We start from the raw sequence: 21441 nt of genomic DNA, 5'->3' as shown, positions 1-21441 counted from the left end.
GACGCGGGCGGGATCGGTGGCGGGAAGCCGGCCAGGACCGGCGACGGGCCGCAGGATCTCGGCACGGCCGGCGTCGGGCCGCGCGACCCGCACCGGTCCGGCAACCGGCCGCGGGTCCTGGCCGGAACCCGGGGCGGGCCGCGGGTCCTGGACGGGCCCTGGGGCGGGCCGCGCGTTCTGGGACGGGTCGGGGACAGGTCGTCGGGGTGCCGGGACGGCGTCGGCGGACGGCGCGGATTCCGGGACCGCGGCGGGCCGGTGACGGTGGAGGGCCGGCGGGTGGGGCGCTCCGGTGCGGGGCGTGCTCATCGGGCGGGGACGAGCGAGAGGAAGTGCCGCAGGTAGCGCGGGTCGACCCGGCGCATCGACAGCAGCACGTACAGGTCGGCGACCCCGAAGTCCGTGTCGTGCGCGGGCTCGCCACACACCCAGGCGCCGAGGCGCAGGTAGCCGCGCAGCAGCGGGGGCAGTTCGGTGCGGGCGGGGCGGGCGACGCCCTCGGCGCTCCAGGGCAGCAGCGGGCGGACGCGGAACTCCTCGGGGGCCAGGTGCTTGGCCCGCACCCGGTCCCAGGTGCCCGCGGCGAGGGTGCCGCCGTCGGCGAGCGGTACGGAGCAGCAGCCGGCGAGCCATTCGTGGCCGCCGTCGACCATGTAACGGGCTATCCCTGCCCAGATCAGGCCGATGACGGCGCCGTCGCGGTGGTCGGGGTGGACGCAGGAGCGGCCGACCTCGACCAGCCCGGGGCGTATTCCGGCCAGCGGGCCGAGGTCGAACTCGCTCTCCGAGTAGAGCCGTCCGGCGACCGCGGCGCGCTCGGGCGGCAGCAGCCGGTAGGTGCCGACGACCTGGCCGCTCTCCGTGTCGCGGACCAGCAGGTGATCGCAGTACGCGTCGAAGGCATCGAGGTCGAGACCCGGCTGCGGGGTGTTCAGGAGGGCGCCCATCTCCCCCGCGAAGACGTCGTGGCGCAGCCGTTGCGCGGCCCGGACGTCGGCCTCGTCGCGGGCCAGGGTGACGGTGTAGCGGGTGGGGGCGAGGGGCTCGCTCGGGGTGTCGAGGGTGGAAACGCCGGTCATGGCACTCTCCTGGTCACGGGCCGGTTCGGCGGAGGGGGAACCCCCTGCTCCAGGGGAGTCGGGAGCGCGGGGGGCGGCAGGCCGGATCCGAACGGTCTGCGCGCTCCTGTTCTTCCGACGCCGGTTGGCGCCTGCGTGACCAGTGCCAGGAGGGCGGATGTGGGGATGCTGAATGACAGGGGTGCCCCGGAAAAGCGAGACGGGACCGGGGTATGAGCACCACACCCGGTCCCGTCCGTCCGCACCGTACGGCGAACGACTTCGGTCCTAACGCCTGCCCGCCCTGCGGGTGGCGCGCAGCCACTCCTTGTTCATGGCGGTGATGGAGAACAGCGGGATGCCCTTGGGGCAGGCGGTCGCGCACTCCCCGGTGAGGGTGCAGCCGCCGAAGCCCTCCTCGTCCATCTGCCCCACCATGTCGAGGACGCGGGTCTCGCGTTCGGGGGCGCCCTGCGGCAGCACGTTCAGGTGGTTGATCTTGGCCGAGGTGAACAGCATGGCGGCGCCGTTCGGGCAGGCCGCCACGCAGGCGCCGCAGCCGATGCACTCGGCGTGCTCGAAGGCGGAGTCGGCGTCGGGCTTGGGCACGGGGGTGGCGTGCGCCTCGGGCGCGGCACCGGTCGGGGCCGTGATGTAGCCGCCGGCCTGGATGATCCGGTCGAAGGCGGAGCGGTCGACGACGAGGTCCTTGACGACCGGGAAGGCGGCGGCCCGCCACGGCTCGACGTCGATCGTGTCGCCGTCGCGGAAGGAGCGCATGTGCAACTGGCAGGTGGTGGTGCGCTCGGGTCCGTGCGCGTCGCCGTTGATGACGAGGCTGCACGCGCCGCAGATGCCCTCGCGGCAGTCGTGGTCGAAGGCGACGGGGTCGTCGCCGGCGAGGATGAGCTCCTCGTTGAGGGTGTCGAGCATCTCCAGGAAGGACATGTCGGCCGAGATGCCGTCCACCTCGTACGTGGACATCGCTCCGTCGGCGTCGGCGTTCTTCTGCCGCCAGACGCGCAGGGTGAGCTTCATGCGTAGCTCCGCTGGGTGGGGTGGACGTACTCGAAGACCAGGTCTTCCTTGTGCAGGACGGGAGCGGCGCCGGTGCCGGTGAACTCCCAGGCGGCCGCGTACGAGAACTCCTCGTCGCGGCGGGCCGCCTCGCCGTCGGGGGTCTGGGACTCCTCGCGGAAGTGGCCGCCGCAGGACTCGGCGCGGTTCAGTGCGTCGAGGCACATCAGCTCGGCGAGTTCCAGGTAGTCGACGATCCGGTTGGCCTTCTCCAGCGACTGGTTGAACTCCTCTCCGCTGCCGGGCACCTTGATGCGCCGCCAGAACTCCTCGCGGATCTGCGGGATGCGCTCCAGGGCCTTGCGCAGCCCGCTCTCGCTACGGGCCATCCCGCAGAACTCCCACATGAGTTCGCCGAGTTCGCGGTGGAAGGAGTCGGGGGTGCGGTCGCCGTCGACGGACAGCAGCAGGTTGACGCGGTCCTCCGTCTCGGCCAGCACCTCCTGGACGGCGGGGTGTTCGTCGTCCAGGTCGTCGTCGGCGCGGTGCGGGTTGCGGGCCAGGTAGTCGTTGATCGTCGACGGCAGGACGAAGTAGCCGTCCGCGAGCCCCTGCATGAGGGCGGAGGCGCCGAGCCGGTTCGCGCCGTGGTCGGAGAAGTTGGCCTCGCCGATGGCGAACAGGCCGGGGACGGTGGTCTGGAGGTCGTAGTCGACCCACAGTCCACCCATCGTGTAGTGCACGGCGGGGTAGATCCGCATGGGCACGGTGTACGGGTCCTCGGCGGTGATCCGGGCGTACATGTCGAAGAGGTTGCCGTACTTCTCCTCGACCGCCGCGCGGCCCATGCGCCGGACGGCGTCGGCGAAGTCGAGGTAGACGCCCTGGCCGCCGGGGCCGACTCCCCTGCCCTCGTCGCAGACGTTCTTGGCGGCGCGGGAGGCGATGTCGCGGGGCACGAGGTTGCCGAAGGAGGGGTAGATGCGCTCCAGGTAGTAGTCGCGCTCGTCCTCGGGGATCTCGTTCGGCGGGCGGGTGTCGCCGTGCGTCTTCGGGACCCAGATGCGGCCGTCGTTGCGCAGCGACTCGCTCATCAGGGTGAGCTTGGACTGGTGGTCGCCGGTGCGCGGGATGCAGGTGGGGTGGATCTGGGTGAAGCAGGGGTTGGCGAAGTACGCGCCGCGCCGGTGGGCCCGCCAGATCGCGGTGGCGTTGGAGTTCATGGCGTTCGTCGAGAGGTAGAAGACGTTGCCGTAGCCGCCGCTCGCCAGGACGACGGCATCGGCGAAGTACGTGTCGATCCGCCCGGTGATCAGGTCGCGGGCGACGATGCCGCGGGCGCGTCCGTCGACGACGATCAGGTCGAGCATCTCGGTGCGCGGGTGCATCTCGACGTTGCCGGCGGCGATCTGCCGGGAGAGTGCCTGGTAGGCACCGAGCAGGAGCTGCTGGCCGGTCTGGCCGCGGGCGTAGAAGGTGCGCGAGACCTGGACGCCGCCGAAGGAGCGGGTGTCGAGCAGGCCGCCGTACTCGCGCGCGAACGGCACGCCCTGGGCGACACACTGGTCGATGATCTCGACCGAGATCTGTGCCAGTCGGCGGACGTTGGACTCACGCGCCCTGAAGTCGCCGCCCTTGACGGTGTCGTAGAAGAGGCGGTGCACGGAGTCGCCGTCGTTGCGGTAGTTCTTCGCGGCGTTGATGCCGCCCTGCGCGGCGATCGAGTGGGCCCGGCGCGGGGAGTCCTGGTAGCAGAACTGGACGACGTGGTAGCCCTGTTCGGCGAGGGTGGCGCCCGCGGAGCCGCCCGCGAGGCCGGTGCCGACGACGATCACGGTGTGCTTGCGGCGGTTGGCCGGGTTGACCAGCTTGGCCTCGAACCGGCGCCTGTCCCAGCGCTCCTCGACCGGTCCGGCCGGTGCCTTGGTGTCGGCGACCGGCTCCCCGGTCGTGAAGTGGGCGTATTCGGTGGTCATTTCAGCTCACCACTCCGGTCATGACGCCCACGGGTACGGCGATGAAGCCCGCCGTGAGCAGCAGTGCGAGGACGTCGGCGACGGTCTTCAGGGCGCGGTCGCGGCTGCGGCTGCCGGCCCCGAGGGTCTGGGCCGCGCTCCAGAAGCCGTGCCGGATGTGCAGGCCGAGCGCGAGCATCGCGACGATGTAGACGACGTTGCCGTACCAGGTGGAGAAGGTGTCCACGACGTTCTGGTACGGGTGGCCCTCCTGGAAGCCGCCGGAGTGCACGGTGCCGGTGGTCAGGTCGAGGAGGTGCCAGACGACGAACAGGCCGAGGATGACCCCGCCCCAGCGCATCGTGCGGGTGGCGTAGCTCGCGCCGCGCTTCCTGTGCACGTACTTGCCGGGCCGGGCCTTGATGTCGCGCCGGCTGAGCTGGTAGGCGGACGTGGCGTGGGCGACCACGGCGACCACCAGGACCACGCGGACGAGCCACAGGGTCCACCCGTAGTGCATGAAGGGTTCGCCGACGGTGCGCAGCCAGTGGGCGTAGTGGTCGAACTCCCCCTCCCCGAAGTAGATCTTCAGGTTCCCGATCATGTGGGCGATCAGGTAGAGCAGCATGATCAGGCCGCTGACGGCCATCACGGTCTTCTTGCCGACGGAGCTGTCCCACACGGTGCGCGCCATGGACGGCCGTCGGTCCGTCCGCGTTGCCAGAGCCATGGGAAGAGACGGTAGGTCGCGGGGGACCGATCGGTCCAAGACATGAAGCGGCTGGTTTCCATAGGAGTGAGCTATCGTCGAACGGTGCAGTTCCAACAGCTCCAGTACTTCGTGGCCGTCGCGGAGACCCGGCACTTCACCCGGGCCGCCGACCTGGTGCATGTCGCGCAGCCCTCGCTGTCCCAGCAGATCAAGGCGCTGGAGCGGGAGCTGGGGGCCGACCTGTTCCTGCGGGCGCGCGGGAACATCACGCTCACCGACGCGGGAGAGGCGCTGCTGCCGCTGGCCCGGCGCATCCTCGCCGACGCGGACACGGCCCGGCACGAGGTGCAGGAGCTGGCCCAGCTGCACAGCGGCCGGGTACGGCTCGGCGCGACCCCGAGCCTGTGCACCGGTCTGCTGCCCGACGTGCTGCGCGCCTTCCACGACCGCTATCCGGGCATCCGGCTGCTGATCGAGGAGGGCGGCTCCCACGATCTCGTACGGGAACTCGCGCGCGGCGCCCTCGACCTCGCCCTGGTCGTCCTGCCGCTGCCCACCCCCTCCCCCGCGCTGACCACGGTGGAGCTGCTGCGCGAGGACCTGGTGGTGGTGTCCTCGCCCGAGGCCCCGGCGCCCGGCGGTGGCGGCAGCCGGCGCACGGTGCGCGTCGCCGATCTGGAGGGCGAGCGCCTGGTGATGTTCCGGCACGGCTACGACCTGCGGGAACTGACCGTGGCCGCCTGTCGCGCCGAGGGCTTCGAGCCCGACTTCACGGTCGAGGGCGGTGAGATGGACGCGGTTCTGGGCTTCGTCCGGGCGGGCCTCGGTGTGGCCGTCGTACCGCGCATGGTGGCCGCCCGGTCCGGATCGGGGCTGCGGGTGACACCGCTCGCCCCGCCCGGGCTCGAGCGGACCATCGCGCTGGCGCACCGCAGCGACGTGGCACCTCCCCGGGCGGCCCGGGAACTCCAGCGGATGCTGCTGGAACGCTGACGGCGGGCGGTGCCGCGGCCGGAGTCACCAGGTCGGGACGAGGCCGCCGTCGATGACGAAGTCGCTGCCGGTGATGTTGCGCGCACGGTCCCCGGCGAGGAAGAGGACCAGCTCGGCCACCTCGGACGGCTGGGAGAAGCGGCCGGTGACGGTCGCGGCGGAAGCCTTCGCGACCACGTCGCCGGGGGTGGCTCCGACGACGGCCGAGACCGTCTCGGCCACGCCCCCGCCGCCGAGCCACAGGTCGGTCTCCACCGGACCGGGGCTCACCGTGTTGACGCGGACGCCCTTCGGGCCGACCTCCTTGGAGAGCGCCTTGGAGAACGCGACCAGGGCGGCCTTGCCCGCGCTGTAGTCGATGACCAGGGGGTCGGGCAGCGTGGCGTTGACCGAGGCGATCGTCACGACCGCGCCCTCTCCCGCGGCCAGCATCGACGGCAGGGCCGCACGGGTGACGCGTACGGCGGTGAGGAGGTTCAGATCGAGGGTGCGCCGCCATTCCTCGTCGGTGACCTTCAGGAAGCCGCCGGTGCGGGCGGGGGCCGTACCCACGTTGTTGACCAGGACGTCGATCCGCCCGCCCGCCGCCTCCACGAGCCTGTCCGCGGCCTCCGGTTCGGCGAGGTCGGCCGGCACCCAAGTCACGTCCCCCTTCGCCGCCAGGGCGTCGAGGCCCCCGGAGGTGCCGCGGGAGCCGGCGATCACCCTCGCGCCGGCTCCGGCCAGCGCCTCGGCGACCGCGAGTCCGATGCCCCTGCTCGCTCCGGTGACGACGGCCGTCCTGCCCTGAAGTTCGGTGCTCATCCGTCTCAGCTCCAATGGTCGGGAGGTACCTCCCGTCCCATGAGACCCACCGAGGGGCGCGGGCGCGAGACGTGCCGGGAGCCCGTCCCGCGCGGGGCGCCTCCCCGGAGGGGGCACGCCGCGCGGGAGCGGGCTCAGCCGACCGCGTCGACCAGCGCCAGTTCGTGCAGCCGCTCCGGCGGGCCGGGACGGGCGTAGTACCAGCCCTGGGCGGTGTCGCAGCCCAGGATCCGCAGCTGTTCGGCCTGGGCGCCGGTCTCCACGCCCTCGACCGTGACCGCGAGGTCGAGGCTGTGGGCGAGGGAGACGATGCCCTCGACGATCTTCAGGTCGACCGGATCCGCCGGGAACTGCTGCATGCCCCGGGTGAAGGACCGGTCCAGCTTGAGGATGCTGACCGGCAGCCGGCGGAGGTTGGCCAGGTTCGAGTAGCCGGTGCCGAAGTCGTCGAGGGCGATGTCGACACCCATCTCGGCGAGCCTGCGCAGCGGCTTGAGCAGGTCGTCGTCCGCGCCGATCAGCGCGGACTCGGTGACCTCCAGGCACAGCGCCTGGGCGTCGAGTCCCTCGCGCTCCAGGATGTCCACCGTGTCCTGGACCAGACCGGGATGGGTCAGCTGGCACGGCGAGAGGTTGACGTTGACCCGCAGCGGGCCGGCGTCGGAGTTCCGTTCCTGCCAGCTGCGGGCCTGGCGCACCGACTGCTCCAGGACCCAGCGGCCGAGCGGCACGATCAGTCCGGTGTGCTCGGCGAGCGGGATGAAGCGGTCGGGCCCGAGAACGCCGTGCTGCGGGTGCAGCCAGCGCACCAGCGCCTCCGCGCCCCGCACGCTGCCGTCGCCGAGGTGCACCAGCGGCTGGTACTCGATGAAGAACTCGCCCCGGTCCAGGGCCGCGGGGAGCGCGGTGGTGAGTCCGTTGCGGGTGATGGCGCGGGCATCGGCCTCGGGGTCGGCCAGCTCGAAGCGGTTGCCGCCCGCGGACTTGGCCCGGTACATCGTGATGTCGGCGCTGCGCAGCACCTCGGCGGCGCCGCGCTCCCCGGCCGGGCCCTCGACGACGCCGACGCTGCCCCGCACGGTCAGGTCACGGCCGTCGATGCTGACCGGGGTGACGAGCGCGTTCATGATGCGTCCCGCCAGTTCGTCGACCTTGCGCTCGGTGTCCGGACCGGTGGTGAGGGCCACGAACTCGTCGCCACCGAGCCGGGCGACCATCTCGCCGGGGGCGGTCGCGCAGGACTGGAGGCGGTCGGCGACCTCGACGAGCAGCCGGTCGCCGGCCGCGTGCCCGAGACTGTCGTTGATGGTCTTGAAGCCGTCGAGGTCGAGGTAGCAGAGCCCGAAGCGCTGTCCCTCCCCCGCGGCCAGCGCCTTCTCCAGACGCTCGAAGAACAGGGTCCGGTTAGGCAGTCCGGTGAGCGCGTCGTGGGTCGCCTCGTAGCGCAGCCGCAGGTTGAGCAGCCGCCGCTCGGTCGTGTCCTCCATCAGCGCCAGCTGGTACTGGGGGGCGCCGTCCGCGTCGCGCAGCAGGGAAACCGTCAGGTTGGTCCACAGGGCGGTGCCGTCGGGGCGGTAGAACGCCTTCTCGACGTGGTAGTGCTCACGCTCGCCGCGCACCAACTCCTCGTACAGCCGCCATACTTGAGGGGCGTCCTCGGCGTGCGTCCACTCGGTGACCTTGCGGCCGCGCATCGTCTGCTCGGAGCCGCCGAACATGCGCAGCAGGGCTCCGTTGCACTGGAGGATGTTGCCTTCGAGGTCGGCGATGCCGATGCCTATGGCCGCGCCCTCGAACACCGCGCGGAAGCGGGCCTCGCTGTCGTGCAGCGCCTCGGCGACGGCGCTGCGCGCGGTCAACGCGGCCTGCGAGATGGCCTGCTGCTCGGCGAGCGTCCGCTCGCGCAGCGCCTCGGCGTATCCGGCGGCCATGGCGTGCTGGAGCCGTGCGGAGCGGGTCCGCAACGCCTCTTTGGGGCCGTCCTCGCCGCAGTAGAGCACCAGATAGGCGTCGACGCAGTCGAGGGCCCGGCTGAGGGCCTCGGGGTCGGTGCAGTGCGCGGCGACGAGCGCCGCGCCGACGCTCCGCCCCTCGGCGGCCTCGAAGGTCCTGGCCCGCAGGGCCTCGCTCAGCCGCCTCGCGAGCGGCAGCAGTTGTTCCTCGAACTCCGGCCGGGTCAGCGAGGTGGAGGTGACGGGGAAGACCGCGCGGCTCCAGATCGTCGCGAACCGGCGCAGTCTGTCCTCCGGCCCGTCCGGCTCGGCGCTCACGCCTTGCGTCCCACGCCGCCGAACCCGGAGAAGGAATAGGGATCCTCGTCCTCGGGTGCCGTGTCGGGCCGCCAGTCCGGCATCGGCACCAGTCCGGGTTCCACCATGTCGTACCCCTCGAAGAACCGCGCGATCTCCTCGCGCGTGCGCATGATCAGCGGGTTGCGGATGTCCTTGTAGACGTCGACCGTGCCCTCGGCCTGCTCCCGGAGGAGCGGAATTCCCTCGAACGAGGCATGCGTGACGACGAGCATGCTTCCCGGCGCGAGGGCGTCGCGCAGTTCGGCCACCGCCCGGTACGGGTCGTCCGCGTCTTCCACGAAGTGAAGTATGGCAACGAGAAGCAGGGCGACCGGCCTCTTCAGGTCGATCAGCCGCTGAACCTGGTGACTCACCAGGATTTCCTGAGGCTTGAGCAGGTCCGCGGCGACGACGTCGGCGTCCTCGTCGTCCCGCAGGACGGCCTGGCTGTGTGCGACGGCAACCGGGTCGTGGTCGACGTAGACGACCCGCGCGCCGGGTCGGGCGGCCTGGGCGATCTCGTGGACGTTGCCGAACGTCGGGATGCCCGAGCCGATGTCGAGGAACTGGTCGATGCCCTCGCCGGCCGCGTAGCGGACGGCCCGGCGCATGAACGCCCGGTTCGCCTGCATGATCTTGGGAAGGCCCGGCATGAACTCCATCGCCTTGCGCGCCGCTTCCCGGTCGACCTCGAAGTTGTGCGAACCGCCCAGGTAGTAGTCGTAGATCCGGGACACGCTCGGCACTGAGATGTCAATGCTGCGAGGGGCCCAGGCGGGACGCTCCATCTATCTCTCCAAGGCGTAGGCGACGGCACGGACGATCCGGTGTTCGAGCAGAGGCTACTGATCGCCCGCCAAAGGGGCGAGCTGAACCGGAAATTGACCATCCGTTCCCGGTCACTGCCTCGGGCACGTGCCGAATTGGCAACTGCGAACGCATACCGCGCACACCACCCACAGCCCACGCGAAATCGTTCCGAAGCGTTCCAAAAACCTCCGCGGGGTCACGAAGCGTGTCCAAGTCCCCTGCCGGAAGGCGGCGTTCTTTCACATCTGGACCGCAGCCCGGATCTTTCACGTTCCGGCGACGGCCAGAACGCCCCGCCCGCGCCGGAGGGGACGCGCAAGGGTCCGCCCCCTCCGGTGGAGGGGGCGGACCCTGGGCGGCGCGTTCGTTCGGATGGGCCGGTCAACCGTGGGGTGTTGATGCCCTGCCCGCAACCGTGGGGTGTTGACGCCCTACTTGGCCGCGCCGACCGTCTTTCCGTCGGGCGAGACGGCGTACCACGTGCCGCCCACGCCCTGACCGTTGGTGTCGCCGGGAGCGCTGTCACCGGAGAAGGTGTAGATCGGCCAGCAGTTGACCGACATCTGCTTCACGCCGTCGGGGCGGGTGAAGGGCATCAGGCCCTTCTTCTTGATGCCCTTGGTGTCGTCCTCGGAGACCGGGGCGACCGCGGGCCACTTCTCCAGGCAGGCGCCCGTGCAGGCGGACTTCGAGACGGGCCAGGCCTGGTCCTTCGCGAAGCGGTAGACCGTCATGCCGTTCTTGTCGACGATGATGTCGCCGAGCTTCGGGTCCTTGCGGACCGACAGACCGGGGAGGGAGGCCAGCGTGGCCTTCTTGCCGTCGGGCGCCGAGGCGAACCAAGTGCCGCCCACGTCCTGGCCGTTGGCGTCACCGGCCTTGGTGTCCTTGGCGTACCGGTACATGGGCCAGCCGCCGACGGTCAGCTGCTTCGTGCCGTCGGTCCGGGTGACCTCGCCGAGCAGCGCCTTGTCGACGCCGACGGCGGCCTCGGCACCCTCTGCGGGCACCGGCGGCCAGGCCTTCGCGCAGTCTCCGTCACAACTCGACTTCGGCGGCTCGGCGGTGTCCTTGTCGAAGCGGTAGAGGGTGAATCCGGCGCCGTCGGTCAGCACCTTGCCGACCTTGGCGTTCTCGGCCACGGCCAGCTTGCCCGCGGCTTCCGGCTTGGCGGCGGCGCTCTCGTCCTTGGAGTCGGCTCCGTAGCCGTTGCCCGCACCGGCGGTGGTGCTGGTCCCGTAGCCGCCCGCCGCCGCGGTGGCACCCACGTTCTGGGCACCCGTGGAAGCGTTGCCATTTTCCTGACCACACGCCGTCGTGAGCGCCAGCACGGCCGCAGCTGACGCTACGAGTGAGGCGCTCCGCCAGGAGGTCTTCATTGGTAACTCCCGCTGTTCGCATAGTGTTGCAGCGCCCTGCAGCGCCACGCATGGCCCTAGGTACGGGCGGGAGGTGCGGGAGCGTTCAAAGGCGCCTCAAATTTCTTTCGGAAGACCGTGACGCGTTCGAGGCGTGTCGCACGGATTTTCGATCGACGCCCGCACCTCCCGGCCGCGCGCGTCAAGCCACCGGGGGCCGGGGGTACCCAATTCGTGGCCAATCCAGGACACTTCGGCGCGACCTGGCCCCTGGCGCCCCATGATCTCCGTCGTGCACGCACCCCAGCGGACCCGATCCGCCCTCGTCATACGGGTACTGGCGCTGACGGCGCTCACCTGGCTCCTCGTCGGCGCGCCGAGCGGAACGGCCTCGGCCGACGCCTGCGCGTACGCCTCCGCGGGCCCGGACGGCGAGGGGACCACCGCGGTGGCCGTGGCGGGCGACGGGGCGGTCGCCGTCGTCGGACACCCCGTCCGGTGCCCGTCCCCGACACCGACCCCGCCCTGCCCGCCGACGCCCACGCCGGCCCCGCCGACCGTCAAGCCGCCGCCACCGCCGAAGCCGACACCCGCGCCGAAGCCCGCACCACCGCCTCCACCGCCGCCTCCGCCTCCCCCGGTGCCGGCACCGGCACCGAAGCCGAGGCCCCTGCCGCCGCGGCCGGCTCCGGTCGTGGCGCCGAGACCCACGCCGAAGCCCACGCCGACACCGAGCGCGCGCCCCGCCCCGCCGCCGGTTCCGGTCAGTTATCCGGCGTACCGCACCCCGCCGCACAAGCACGCGCCCCGCGGCGGTCCGTCACTGGTCTCGTTCACCCTGCTCATCACCGCGCCCGCGGTGCTCGCCGTCGCGGCGCTGCGCCCGCGCTGACCCCTGGAGGCACACTTTGTCGGATTGGCTTGTTCTCGCCCTCGCGATGGCGGCCGCGTGCCTCGTGGTCCTCGTCGTGACCCTTCTGCGTCATCGCAGGGCCCGCGAGGACGAGGACCCCACCGAGACGCCGGACGTCATCGAGTACATGACGATGATGATCGGCGTGGTGTACGCCATCGTCCTCGGTCTGGCCATCGCCGGGGTCTGGGAGGCCCGCGGCGCCGCCCAGGACCAGGTGCAGACGGAGGCGCAGGCCCTGCACGAGATCTCCGAACGGGTCCGGGTCTATCCGCCCGACGTCCGCGACCGGATCCGCGGCGACGTCGACCGTTACGTCCACCACGTGGTCACCACCGAGTGGAAGACCATGGAGGAGCGGGGCCGGGTGACCGACGAGGGCGGCCGGCTCCTCGACCGGGTCCGGCGCGACGTCACCGACTACGAGCCGAAGTCGGACTTCGAGGCGCAGGCCTACCAGCCACTCCTCGACCAGGTGACGGCGGCCGACACCGCGCGCAGCGCCCGCGCCGACTCCACGGGGGCGACCATGCCGGGAGTGGTGTGGTTCGGGCTCATCACCGGTGCCGTGGTCACGGTCGGGATGATCTTCGCGCTGCAGATCCGGCGCACCGCCCGGGAGCTGCTCCTGGCCGGGCTGTTCTCCGCCCTGATCGCCTTCCTGCTCTTCCTGATCTGGGACTTCGACTCTCCCTACAGCCGCGGGATGACGGCGTCGGCGGAACCCTTCACGGCGCTGTTCCCGCACCTTCCCGGCTGACGCCCCCCGGAGAGCCCCTGGCGGACGGGGGACGGGCGCCACGCCGCGCCCGTCCCCCGTCCGCACGCACGTCGCCCCTCGAACGGCCCACACGATTGCCCCGTTCGCGCTACTGGGATCGCGCCCCTGTTCGCCCTTTCCTAGCGTTTCGGTCGTCGAGGTGCATTTCTGGCGCAGGCGGAAAAGGTCCGCAGCAAGGCTCCTCGGGGACCCGGAGGCTCACCACATGCACGCGATACGCGTCGCTTCGGCCGCACTGCTGGGCGTGACCGCCCTGACCTTCGCCGCACCCGCCGCCGTCGCCGGTGACGGGGACCACGGCCTCACCCCGATCACCCCGTTCGCCTTCAGCGTGCAGCCGTCGACCGTCGCCGCGGGTGGCCAGGTGTCGCTGCTCCTGAAGCGGGACGGCGGGTGCAGGGGAACCGCGACGGTCACCTCCGGGGTCTTCGACACCGTCACCATCCCGCCGGGACAGTCCTCGGCCACCGCCGTGGTCGACCGGGACGCCAGACCCGGGGCCGTGTACGACGTGACGTTCTCGTGCGGCGGGGCGAGCGGCAGCACCGGTCTCACCATCGTCGGCGGCCGGCCGGTCCCTCCGACCCCGGTGCCCCTGCAACGGGGCGTCCGGGCCGGTGTCGGCGGCAGTGCCGGTGGCTTCGACCTGAAGGAGATCGGACTGGGAACGGCGCTCATCGCCGGTTCCGTCGGCACGGCCTGGTACCTGTCCCGTCGGCGCACCGCGTCCGACGAGTCCTGACGGAGCGGCGGAGCCCTTCGCTCCGGTCCCTCTCGGGCGGGTCCGGAGCGAAGGGGTCTCACGTGCGCTCCGCGCGGCGGGCGGCCGGCCTCCGAAGGGCGGGACCGGACGCTCGCCGGCGGACCGGTCAGATGTGCCGCTCCGACCTGCGCCGCATCCAGAACACCCCGCCGCCGACGGCCGCCGCGGCCACCAGACCGCCGCCGATCGCCATGTCGGTGGGTGTGGCACCGGTGGTGCTGCTGCCGCCGAGACCGCCGCGCACACCGCCGATGACGGTGAAGGCGGCCGGACGGGTCAGCGGGCCCGTCCCCTCGCAGTTGACGGTGATGTCGTACGAGCCGGGACGGGCGTCCTGGTTGATGGTGGCCGTACCGCTGGACGACTCGTTGCGGCTGCCCAGGAGCGGCGAGAGTCTCGCCTGGGGGAACGCCGGGGAGGTCATCGTCCCTCCCCTCGGGCACCCGTCGACCGTCACGGTCAGCTGTCCGCCGCGGGCGATGACGCTGGGCGTCGCCACGATGTTGCTCGGCGTGTTCCACGCCACGGCCATGGGGGCGGCGAGCCCCACGGCGGCGACCGCGGCGGCGGACACCGCCAGGGCACGAGTAGTACGCATGTGATCCTCCGCGGGGGCGCCCCGGGAACCGTCCCCGGTGGATCGGCGAGAAAGCGCCTCCCAGTCAGACCCTCAGATGCCGTGCACGGGGCCGCATTTCGGGAATGGTCCGTCCTGGTGAGAGGACACGCCGAAAGAATTCCACACAATCGGATATTGCCGCAGGTCACGGACTGTCAGAAAATTCCTGGTCATGGCAACTCGGATGGCTCACGAGGGATTCGTCCGGCCACTCGTTCGCCCGCGCCCCGTCGCCGGGTGGCCTTGCTGCCATTAGCGTGCTCATATGCGCGGATGACGAGGCGACGGCCGCGTCGAGAGGGGATTGTGAATGTCTGCGTCCGAGCTGGCCGAAGAGGAGGAGCGGCGGAGGAAGCGCGCTCCTTGGGGCGTGATAGCGCTTGTCCTGCTGACCGGCCTCGCACTCATCCGGAACGGTTCCGGCGAGTTCGACGTGGGCCCCCCGCAGCCGGCCTCGGCGGCCGCGGCGGACAGCCGCACGCCGGGCGGCACGTTCGTGAAGAGCCCGGACGCGCTGCCGTACTCCGTGGTCGACCGGGTACGGATCCCCGCCATCCGCGTCGACGCCCCGGTGACGCCGGTGGGCCTGGACATCGACGGATGGGTCGACGCGCCGCCGCCCGACGACCCGAATCTCGCCGGCTGGTTCACCGGCGCGGTCTCGCCCGGCGAGAAGGGCACGGCCGTGATCGTGGGCCACGTCGACAACATGCGGGGCCCCGCCGTCTTCTACGGGCTCGGGGCGCTCAAGAAGGGGAACAAGGTCGAGGTCCTGCGCAAGGACGGAAAGACCGCGGTGTTCGAGATCTACGGCATCGAGGTCTTCGCGAAGAGCAATTTCCCCGGCGACCGCGTGTACAACAGCAAGGGAGCCCCCGAATTGCGCGTCATCACGTGCGGGGGCGGTTTCTCCAAGCAGCACGGCTACGACGGGAACGTGGTCGTTTTCGCGCGCCTTTCCGAGGTGCGCTGAGCGTTCCCGGACCGGGCGCGCGAACAGCCGGCCGGCGAGGCCCCTCGCCTCCCGTCGGCCGGCCCGGCCGAAAGCCCCGCGACGCACGGTGCGCGGGGCCCTTCTCCGGTTCTAGGTGTTCTTCCGGTGCGGCGCCACGAAGTGGTAGCCGGCGTCCAGCAGACGCGGCAGATAGGTGCGCACCGCCTGGACGCTCTGCGAGCGGTCGCCGCCCGCGTCGTGCTGGAGGACGACGACGCCCGGCGCGGCCTGTTTCTGGACCGTGCCGACGATCGTCCGGGTCCCCGGCCTGGACCAGTCGAGCGTGTCGATCGTCCAGGCCATCGGCTCCATGCCGAGTTCGGCGCCGATCTGGTAGGCCGCCCGGTTCCACTCCCCGTACGGCGCGCGGAACCAGGCCGGCGACTCGCCGCAGGCGTCCTCGATCACGTCGCTGGTGCGCTCCATCTCGGAACGGATCTCGGAGCGCGAGAGCTTGGTCAGCAGCGGATGGCTCCAGGTGTGGTTGCCGACGACATGCCCGTCGTCGGCCATCTCGCCCAGCAGGTTCTTGTTGACGGCGGCCATCTGCCCGCACACGAAGAACATCGCGTGCACGTCGTACTCGCGCAGGACGCGCAGGATCTCGGGGGTGTAGTGCGGGTCGGGGCCGTCGTCGAAGGTCAGCACCATCGTGCGGCCGCGCCCGGACACCCGCATGAAGGGCTGGTGCCGGACGAGGGTCCGCGACTGCGCGCCGTGCGGCGGCGGACCGTATCCGGCGAGCGGCTGGAGGCGGTAGGCGGACGGCTTGAGCGCGCGGGACGCCTGCGGGCCGGAGCGCGGCAGGCTCCGCTCCACGGCCTGTCCGTCGGTCAGGACACGGGCCGTGCCCGCCGCCCCTGCCGCTCCCAGGACAGCGGCACCGGCGATCAACGCCCGGCGCCGGGTAAACAGCTGATCCTTTTTCATGATTAATCAGTCACCCGGCGGAGCGGACGCCACGCCGAAGGGCACCGGTAAGGCCCCGTGAATGCACCCGCCCGGCCCATTCAGCGACGGCGCACCAGCGGGAACGGCAGCGTTTCACGGATCGTCAGTCCGGTGAGGAACATGACGAGCCGGTCGACACCGATCCCGAGCCCGCCGGTGGGCGGCATGGCGTACTCCAGCGCGTCGAGGAAGTCCTCGTCCAGCTCCATCGCCTCGGGGTCTCCCCCGGCGGCCAGCAGCGACTGCTCGGTGAGCCGGCGGCGCTGCTCGACCGGGTCGGTCAACTCCGAATAGGCGGTGCCCAGTTCCGTGCCGAACGCGACGAGGTCCCAGCGTTCGGCCAGTCGCGGGTCGGTGCGGTGCTGCCGGGTGAGCGGGGAGACGTCGGTCGGGAAGTCCTTGTAGAACGTGGGGAGCCCGGTCTTCTCCTCGACCAGGCGTTCGTACATCTCCAGGACGACGTCACCGCGTCCGTCGTCCGCCGTGTACGGCACGCCCGCGCGGTCGCACAGCCGCAGCAGCCTCTCCAGGCCCGTGCCGGCGTCGATCTCCTCCCCCAGCGCCTCGGAGACCGCGCCGTACACGGTCTTGACGGGCCACTCCCCGGAGATGTCGTACTCGACGCCGTCCTTGCGCGCGACCGGAGTGCCGAACGCGGCGGTCGCGGCGCCCTGGATCAGCTCGCGGACGAGGTCGAGCATCACGTCGTAGTCGGCGAAGGCCTGGTACGCCTCCAGCATCGTGAACTCGGGGTTGTGCTTGTAGGAGACGCCCTCGTTGCGGAAGGTGCGGCCCATCTCGAAGACCTTCTCCAGGCCGCCGACGCACAATCGCTTGAGGTACAGCTCGGGCGCGATGCGCAGGTAGAGGTTCAGGTCGTAGGCGTTGATGTGGGTGGTGAAGGGCCGGGCGTTGGCTCCGCCGTGGATCTGCTGGAGCATCGGGGTCTCGACCTCCAGGTAGCCGCGGTCGAGCAGTCCCTGGCGCAGCGCCTGGACGGCCGTGGAGCGGGCGCGCACGACCTCGCGGGCGGCGGGGCTGGACACCAGGTCGAGATAGCGGCGGCGGACCTTGGCCTCGGGGTCGGCGAGGCCCTTGCGCTTGTCGGGCAGCGGGTGCAGGCACTTGGCGGTGAGCCGCCAGGCGGTGACGAAGACCGTGGGCTCGCCGGTGTCGCTCGCGCCCGCGAGACCGTCGGCGCTGATGTGGTCGCCGATGTCAATCACCTGCCGGAAGCGTTCGAGCGCGGCACCGGACTCCTTGCGGGTGAGAGCGATCTGGAGATCGCCCGACCAGTCGCGCAGCACGGCGAAGAGGATGCCGCCGAAGTCGCGTACGAGCATCACGCGGCCGGCGACGGTCACGTCCTCGCCGCCGCGGACATCGGCCAGGACGTGGGTGCGCGGCGGGATGCCGACCGGGTAGGGGTCGGTGCCCTCCGCGCGCAGCCGGTCGAGTTTGCGGTGCCGCACGCGGACCTGGTCGGACAGGCCGGTGGTGGGGCCCCCGGTCCCGTCGCCGCCCTGCCCGTCGAGACCGAGGGCTTCCAGTGACGGCAGCCCCGCGGTCGTGGCCGGCGCGGGTGCGCCCTTCGCGTGCCCCTTGCCCCACAGGCTGCGCAGCGAGGGCACGGAGACGAAGCCCTCGGCGATGGCGGACGCCAGGCCGATGCGGGCGAGTGCACCGGTGTCGCCGTAACAGATGAAGCGCGGGTACCACTCCGGGTGGTACTTGGCGTTGGAGCGGTACAGGGCCTCCAGCTGCCACCAGCGGGAGAAGAACAGCAGCAGCCGGCGCCAGAGTCTGAGCACCGGGCCGGCGCCGATGCGGGCGCCCTCCTCGAAGACGGAGCGGAACACGGCGAAGTTGAGGGAGACGCGCCGGACCCCGGACTTGCCGGCGACCGCGCACAGCTCCGCGACCATGAACTCCATGACGCCGTTGGGCGCGCTGCGGTCGCGGCGCATGAGGTCGAGGGAGATCCCGTCCTGGCCCCAGGGCACGAAAGAGAGCAGGGCGAGGAGCTTGCCGTCGGAGCCGATCGCCTCGACGAGCAGGCAGTCGCCGTCCTCGGGGTCGCCGAGCCGGTCGAGGGCCATCGAGAAGCCCCGCTCGGTCTCGGTGTCGCGCCAGGCGTCCGCCCGGCCGACGATCTCCTCCATCTCGCTGTCGGACAGGGTGGAGTGCCGGCGGACCCGGCAGGTGGCGCCGGAGCGTCTGACGCGGTTGACGGCCTGCCGGGTGACCCGCATGTCGCGGCCGGACAGGTCGAAGTCGGCGACGTGCAGGATCGCCTCGTCGCCGAGCTGGAGGGCGCCGAGCCCGGCGCGCGCGAACGCCTTGGCGCCCTCCTCGGAGGCGCCCATCGCGGCGGGTGCCCAGGCGTAGCGGCGGGCGATGTCCAGCCAGGCGGCGATCGCGTGCGGCCAGGCCTCCCGGTCGCCGACGGGGTCACCGCTGGCGAGGCACACCCCTGCCTCGACGCGGTAGGTGACGGCCGCCTTGCCGCTGGGCGAGAAGACGACGGCCTTGTCGCGACGGGTGGCGAAGTAGCCGAGGGAGTCGTCGCCGCCGTACGCCTGGAGCAGGGCGCGGATCCGGGACTCCTCGTCGCCGTGCAGGGCCGCGACCAGACGCTGGGAACGGAAGAGCGTGGCGGCCGCGTTGAGCAGGGCGAGGGCGCCGAACAGGCCGAGGACGAAGAACAGCCAGCGCGGCGGACGGCCGTCGAACGAGCGCCCGGAGACGAGTCCGCCGCAGACCCTGTTGGCGGCCCACAGCAGCCGCTGGCCCTCCGGCAGGGTGCCGGGGAACAGCTCGACCAGGCCCCAGCCGAACAGGATCGCCACGGCGAGCCCGGTGACCAGGACGAGCAGGGCCCGTCGCACGGCGGCGCGCCGCGAGTCGGCGTAGAACTCGCGGCGGGCCACGATCAGCAGCGCGAGCAGCAGCCCGCAGACGATCAGCGAGGGGATCGAGGCCAGGTACAGGCCGGCGGCGATGCCGAGGAGGTCGGTCAGGACGAGCAGGCCGAGGTAGACGACCACGAGCCACCAGGCGATCTTCTTGCGGGCGGCCGTCGCGGCGGCGAGCAGGAAGAGGAAGACGGCGTACGCGAGGTTGGCGCTGACCGGGATGATCAGGAGGTCGAGGAAGCGCACGACCGGGCGCAGCAGCGCGCGCAGCGGGGGGATGAAGGCGAGCAGGGTGCAGAGCAGACCGATGGCGGCGAAGAAGGTCGCGAAGCCTTCGGGCACCTTGCTGAGGAAGCCGTTCCGGGGCGGCCGTGGCGGGCCGCTGGCGGTCTTCGGCGGGCGGGCCTCCACGGTGGCACTCATGGTTCCGACTGTAGGAAGAGCGGCGGCGCACCGCCCGTCGAGCGGATCCGTGCCGCTCCCCCGCGGCCGGGGGACCTGCGGGTTCCGATAGCCTCGCGGGCGTGACGGAAGAGCAGCACGCGCATCGGTTCGAGCGCGGGACGGACGGTCCCAAGGTCATCGTCGTCGGTGTGGACGGCTCCGACTCCTCGCTGCGCGCCGCGGCGTACGCCGGTGGGCTCGCACGGCGGCAGCGGGCGCTGCTCGCGGTGGTCTACGTCCAGCCGGTGATGGCGGCGGGAGCGGCGCTCGGGGTGCCGGTCGCGGAGACGACCGACGAGATCGCCGAGGACCTGATCCAGTACATCCGCGACGCCGCCGAGCGGGTGAAGGACATATACGACGTGCGCTGGGAGTTCCACACCTTCCGCGGCGATCCGTACAACGGCCTGGTCACCGCCGCGGACGAACTGAAGGCGGACGCCGTGGTGGTCGGGGCCTCCGAGCAGGCCGGGCACCGGATCGTCGGTTCGGTGGCGATCCGGCTGGTGAAGGCGGGCCGCTGGCCGGTCACGGTCGTGCCGTAGGGCGCGTCCGGATCGGTGCGGGCCCGTGCCACCGGGCCCCGGGAGCGTGCCCGGGCCGGTGGTGCCGGGCCGGTGTCACTCGGCCATGACGAGACCGTCCCGGCCCGCGCCCCGGCCGAGGACGACGTCGCGGATCCGGTCGCGCACGGCGCCGACGTCGGCGCCCTGCTCCAGCGCGGCGCCGAGATCGACGACCCGGCCGGCGTCGAGGTCGAAGGCCAGCGGGACGAACTCGGCCTTCGTGACCTCCCACCTCCGCGAGCCCCGCGCGGGCGGGGAGAAGGTGAAGCGGCCGATGGTGCTCTGGTCGCCGCGGGGGTCCTGGACGCCCTGGTCGTCGTACGTCTCGCCCGCCACCTGGTCGCCGGTGCCGTAGACGACCCAGGTGCCGTTGACCTTCTCGTACGCCTGCGGGACATGTGCGTGGGTGCCGAGGATCAGGTCGACGTCGGGGCGCCCGCCGGTGCGGGAGGCGGTCAGCCGCCTCGCCAGGCTCAGCTGGCGCTCGTCCGGCCGGTCCTGCCGCTCGGCGCCCCAGTCGAGGGAGACGACGACCACGTCGGCGCCGGCCCTGCGGGCGGCACGGGCGTCCGCGACGATCCGGTCGGGGTCGATCAGGCCGACCGCCCACGGTTGTCCCTGCGGGAGCGGGAGCCCGTTCGTGCCGTCGGTGTACGCGAGGTGGGCGACCCGGGCACTGCCCGCCCTCATCAGGGTGACCTCGTTCGCCTCCTGTGCGCTGCGGGCCGATCCGGCGTGCCGCACTCCCGCGCGGTCCAGCGCGTCCAGGGTGCGCCGGACGCCGTCGGCGCCGTCGTCCAGGGTGTGGCTCGAGGCGGTGGAGCAGGAGTCGTAGCCCGTGGCGGCGAGGCCCTCGGCCACCTGGGGAGGGGACTTGAGGACGTGGGTGCCGGTGCTGTCGGCGCCTGTGCCGGTGCCGCCGGTGCTGCCGGTACCGCCGGTGCTGCCGGTACCGCTGGTGCTGCCGGTACCGCCGGTACCTCCGGTGTCGTACACGGTCCGCATGTGACAGATCGCCAGGTCGGCGCCGGACACGACGGGCCGGACGCCCGCGAGCATCGGCCGGAAGTCGTACCCGCCGCCTCCCGCGTCGGAGGCGGCCCGGTCCAGGACCGAGCCGTCCGGCAGGACGTCGCCGGCGGCGACGAGGGTGAAGCCGCGGGCGGCCGCGGGCCCGGGCCGCCCGGCGCGGTGGTGCGCGGCCGTGTCGTGGGCCTGACCGGCCGCCGCGGCCGCGACGAGGGCGGCCGCGAGGACCAGATTGACCTTCCGCGCGCGTGTGATCATGCCGGGCCCCCTGTGGTCGCATTTAATTACTAATAGATACGAATCCACATACGGGGACCGCCCGCGGTCAAGGAGGCGCCACGGCGGCTCACCCGTCCGGCGTCCACCGGCGCGCCCGTCGGGGCGAACGGCGGCACGAGGGCGGCGGCTTCGGAATCCCGGGCTCCACCTCGGCCGACCGTTCGGCGCACCGTTCACCGACCGCTTCGA

Annotated in this window: 18 protein-coding genes; 6 read left to right on the top strand and 12 right to left on the bottom strand. The window is 72.0% G+C overall.

What is annotated here, in order from left to right; genetic code table 11:
• Positions 1-305: 305 nt before the first annotated feature.
• The 4 genes from CW362_RS02685 to CW362_RS02670 all read right to left on the bottom strand — a co-directional run bounded on the left by CW362_RS02685 (position 306) and on the right by CW362_RS02670 (position 4724).
• Entirely contained in the window at positions 306-1079 is a 774-nt protein-coding gene (locus tag CW362_RS02685) for a GNAT family N-acetyltransferase (protein ID WP_103547683.1), read from the bottom strand.
• A 267-nt stretch (positions 1080-1346) separates the two neighbouring features.
• Positions 1347-2096, bottom strand: coding sequence for a succinate dehydrogenase/fumarate reductase iron-sulfur subunit (locus tag CW362_RS02680; RefSeq protein WP_103547682.1), 750 nt, complete (start codon positions 2094-2096; stop codon positions 1347-1349).
• On the bottom strand, positions 2093-4051 hold the full coding sequence (locus CW362_RS02675) for a fumarate reductase/succinate dehydrogenase flavoprotein subunit (RefSeq protein WP_103547681.1): 1959 nt from the start codon (positions 4049-4051) through the stop codon (positions 2093-2095). The genes CW362_RS02680 and CW362_RS02675 overlap by 4 nt, the downstream gene beginning before the upstream one ends.
• A 1-nt stretch (position 4052) precedes the next feature.
• Positions 4053-4724: a succinate dehydrogenase gene (locus tag CW362_RS02670; RefSeq protein ID WP_103547680.1), complete on the bottom strand. Its 672-nt coding sequence runs from the start codon at positions 4722-4724 to the stop codon at positions 4053-4055.
• Positions 4725-4844: 120 nt separating this feature from the next.
• On the opposite strand from CW362_RS02670, the gene CW362_RS02665 reads away from it, so the two are divergent.
• A complete protein-coding gene (locus CW362_RS02665; protein ID WP_103547679.1) occupies positions 4845-5735 on the top strand; it encodes a LysR family transcriptional regulator in 891 nt (296 codons plus the stop codon).
• A 24-nt stretch (positions 5736-5759) separates the two neighbouring features.
• Here the strand turns inward: CW362_RS02665 and CW362_RS02660 are convergent, their stop codons facing one another.
• The 4 genes from CW362_RS02660 to CW362_RS02645 form a co-directional block, all read right to left on the bottom strand.
• Complete coding sequence (locus CW362_RS02660; RefSeq protein WP_103547678.1) at positions 5760-6539, bottom strand: SDR family NAD(P)-dependent oxidoreductase; 780 nt, start codon at positions 6537-6539, stop codon at positions 5760-5762.
• A 134-nt stretch (positions 6540-6673) separates the two neighbouring features.
• The gene (locus CW362_RS02655) at positions 6674-8809 is read right to left on the bottom strand and encodes a putative bifunctional diguanylate cyclase/phosphodiesterase (protein WP_103547677.1); all 2136 of its coding nucleotides are present in this window, start codon (positions 8807-8809) and stop codon (positions 6674-6676) included.
• A complete protein-coding gene (locus CW362_RS02650) occupies positions 8806-9618 on the bottom strand; it encodes an SAM-dependent methyltransferase (protein ID WP_103547676.1) in 813 nt (270 codons plus the stop codon). Before CW362_RS02650 ends, CW362_RS02655 begins: the two co-directional genes overlap by 4 nt.
• Positions 9619-10071: 453 nt before the next feature.
• Complete coding sequence (locus tag CW362_RS02645) at positions 10072-11019, bottom strand: SCO0930 family lipoprotein (protein WP_103547675.1); 948 nt, start codon at positions 11017-11019, stop codon at positions 10072-10074.
• A 271-nt stretch (positions 11020-11290) separates the two neighbouring features.
• On the opposite strand from CW362_RS02645, the gene CW362_RS02640 reads away from it, so the two are divergent.
• From CW362_RS02640 to CW362_RS02630, 3 genes are all read left to right on the top strand, one after another.
• Positions 11291-11890: a hypothetical protein gene (locus CW362_RS02640; protein WP_240657620.1), complete on the top strand. Its 600-nt coding sequence runs from the start codon at positions 11291-11293 to the stop codon at positions 11888-11890.
• Between the two features lie 16 nt (positions 11891-11906).
• The gene (locus tag CW362_RS02635) at positions 11907-12671 is read left to right on the top strand and encodes a bestrophin-like domain (RefSeq protein WP_103547673.1); all 765 of its coding nucleotides are present in this window, start codon (positions 11907-11909) and stop codon (positions 12669-12671) included.
• Positions 12672-12897: 226 nt separating this feature from the next.
• Complete coding sequence (locus tag CW362_RS02630; RefSeq protein ID WP_103547672.1) at positions 12898-13434, top strand: hypothetical protein; 537 nt, start codon at positions 12898-12900, stop codon at positions 13432-13434.
• Between the two features lie 127 nt (positions 13435-13561).
• On the opposite strand, the gene CW362_RS02625 is transcribed toward CW362_RS02630, so the two are convergent.
• Complete coding sequence (locus CW362_RS02625; protein WP_103547671.1) at positions 13562-14053, bottom strand: hypothetical protein; 492 nt, start codon at positions 14051-14053, stop codon at positions 13562-13564.
• Positions 14054-14384: 331 nt separating this feature from the next.
• Between CW362_RS02625 and CW362_RS02620 the strand changes: the two genes are divergently transcribed.
• Entirely contained in the window at positions 14385-15047 is a 663-nt protein-coding gene (locus tag CW362_RS02620; RefSeq protein ID WP_103547670.1) for a class F sortase, read from the top strand.
• Between the two features lie 111 nt (positions 15048-15158).
• Here the strand turns inward: CW362_RS02620 and CW362_RS02615 are convergent, their stop codons facing one another.
• Both CW362_RS02615 and lysX read right to left on the bottom strand, forming a co-directional pair.
• On the bottom strand, positions 15159-15998 hold the full coding sequence (locus CW362_RS02615) for a polysaccharide deacetylase family protein (protein WP_103547669.1): 840 nt from the start codon (positions 15996-15998) through the stop codon (positions 15159-15161).
• 80 nt (positions 15999-16078) lie between these two features.
• Positions 16079-19357 carry a bifunctional lysylphosphatidylglycerol synthetase/lysine--tRNA ligase LysX gene (gene lysX, locus CW362_RS02610; RefSeq protein WP_103547668.1) on the bottom strand — a complete coding sequence of 1093 codons (3279 nt, stop codon included), beginning with the start codon at positions 19355-19357 and terminating at the stop codon, positions 16079-16081.
• A gap of 101 nt (positions 19358-19458) precedes the next feature.
• Between lysX and CW362_RS02605 the strand changes: the two genes are divergently transcribed.
• The gene (locus CW362_RS02605) at positions 19459-19923 is read left to right on the top strand and encodes a universal stress protein (RefSeq protein ID WP_103547667.1); all 465 of its coding nucleotides are present in this window, start codon (positions 19459-19461) and stop codon (positions 19921-19923) included.
• Between the two features lie 75 nt (positions 19924-19998).
• Here the strand turns inward: CW362_RS02605 and CW362_RS02600 are convergent, their stop codons facing one another.
• Complete coding sequence (locus CW362_RS02600; protein WP_103547666.1) at positions 19999-21231, bottom strand: CapA family protein; 1233 nt, start codon at positions 21229-21231, stop codon at positions 19999-20001.
• Positions 21232-21441: the final 210 nt, after the last annotated feature.

The sequence above is a fragment of the Streptomyces populi genome, assembly GCF_002911015.1.
GTDB classification, from domain to species: domain Bacteria; phylum Actinomycetota; class Actinomycetes; order Streptomycetales; family Streptomycetaceae; genus Streptomyces; species Streptomyces populi.
This window is presented reverse-complemented; position numbering and strand designations above follow the sequence as displayed.

Excerpts from the sequence above, each read along its gene's own strand:
- CW362_RS02685 (WP_103547683.1), bottom strand. The coding sequence starts at position 1,079 with ATGACCGGCGTTTCCACCCTCGACACCCCGAGCGAGCCCCTCGCCCCC.
- CW362_RS02680 (WP_103547682.1), bottom strand. The coding sequence starts at position 2,096 with ATGAAGCTCACCCTGCGCGTCTGGCGGCAGAAGAACGCCGACGCCGAC.
- CW362_RS02675 (WP_103547681.1), bottom strand. The coding sequence starts at position 4,051 with ATGACCACCGAATACGCCCACTTCACGACCGGGGAGCCGGTCGCCGAC.
- CW362_RS02670 (WP_103547680.1), bottom strand. The coding sequence starts at position 4,724 with ATGGCGCGCACCGTGTGGGACAGCTCCGTCGGCAAGAAGACCGTGATG.
- CW362_RS02660 (WP_103547678.1), bottom strand. The coding sequence starts at position 6,539 with ATGAGCACCGAACTTCAGGGCAGGACGGCCGTCGTCACCGGAGCGAGC.
- CW362_RS02650 (WP_103547676.1), bottom strand. The coding sequence starts at position 9,618 with ATGGAGCGTCCCGCCTGGGCCCCTCGCAGCATTGACATCTCAGTGCCG.
- CW362_RS02645 (WP_103547675.1), bottom strand. The coding sequence starts at position 11,019 with ATGAAGACCTCCTGGCGGAGCGCCTCACTCGTAGCGTCAGCTGCGGCC.
- CW362_RS02630 (WP_103547672.1), top strand. The coding sequence starts at position 12,898 with ATGCACGCGATACGCGTCGCTTCGGCCGCACTGCTGGGCGTGACCGCC.
- CW362_RS02625 (WP_103547671.1), bottom strand. The coding sequence starts at position 14,053 with ATGCGTACTACTCGTGCCCTGGCGGTGTCCGCCGCCGCGGTCGCCGCC.
- CW362_RS02620 (WP_103547670.1), top strand. The coding sequence starts at position 14,385 with ATGTCTGCGTCCGAGCTGGCCGAAGAGGAGGAGCGGCGGAGGAAGCGC.
- CW362_RS02615 (WP_103547669.1), bottom strand. The coding sequence starts at position 15,998 with ATGAAAAAGGATCAGCTGTTTACCCGGCGCCGGGCGTTGATCGCCGGT.
- lysX (WP_103547668.1), bottom strand. The coding sequence starts at position 19,357 with ATGAGTGCCACCGTGGAGGCCCGCCCGCCGAAGACCGCCAGCGGCCCG.
- CW362_RS02600 (WP_103547666.1), bottom strand. The coding sequence starts at position 21,231 with ATGATCACACGCGCGCGGAAGGTCAATCTGGTCCTCGCGGCCGCCCTC.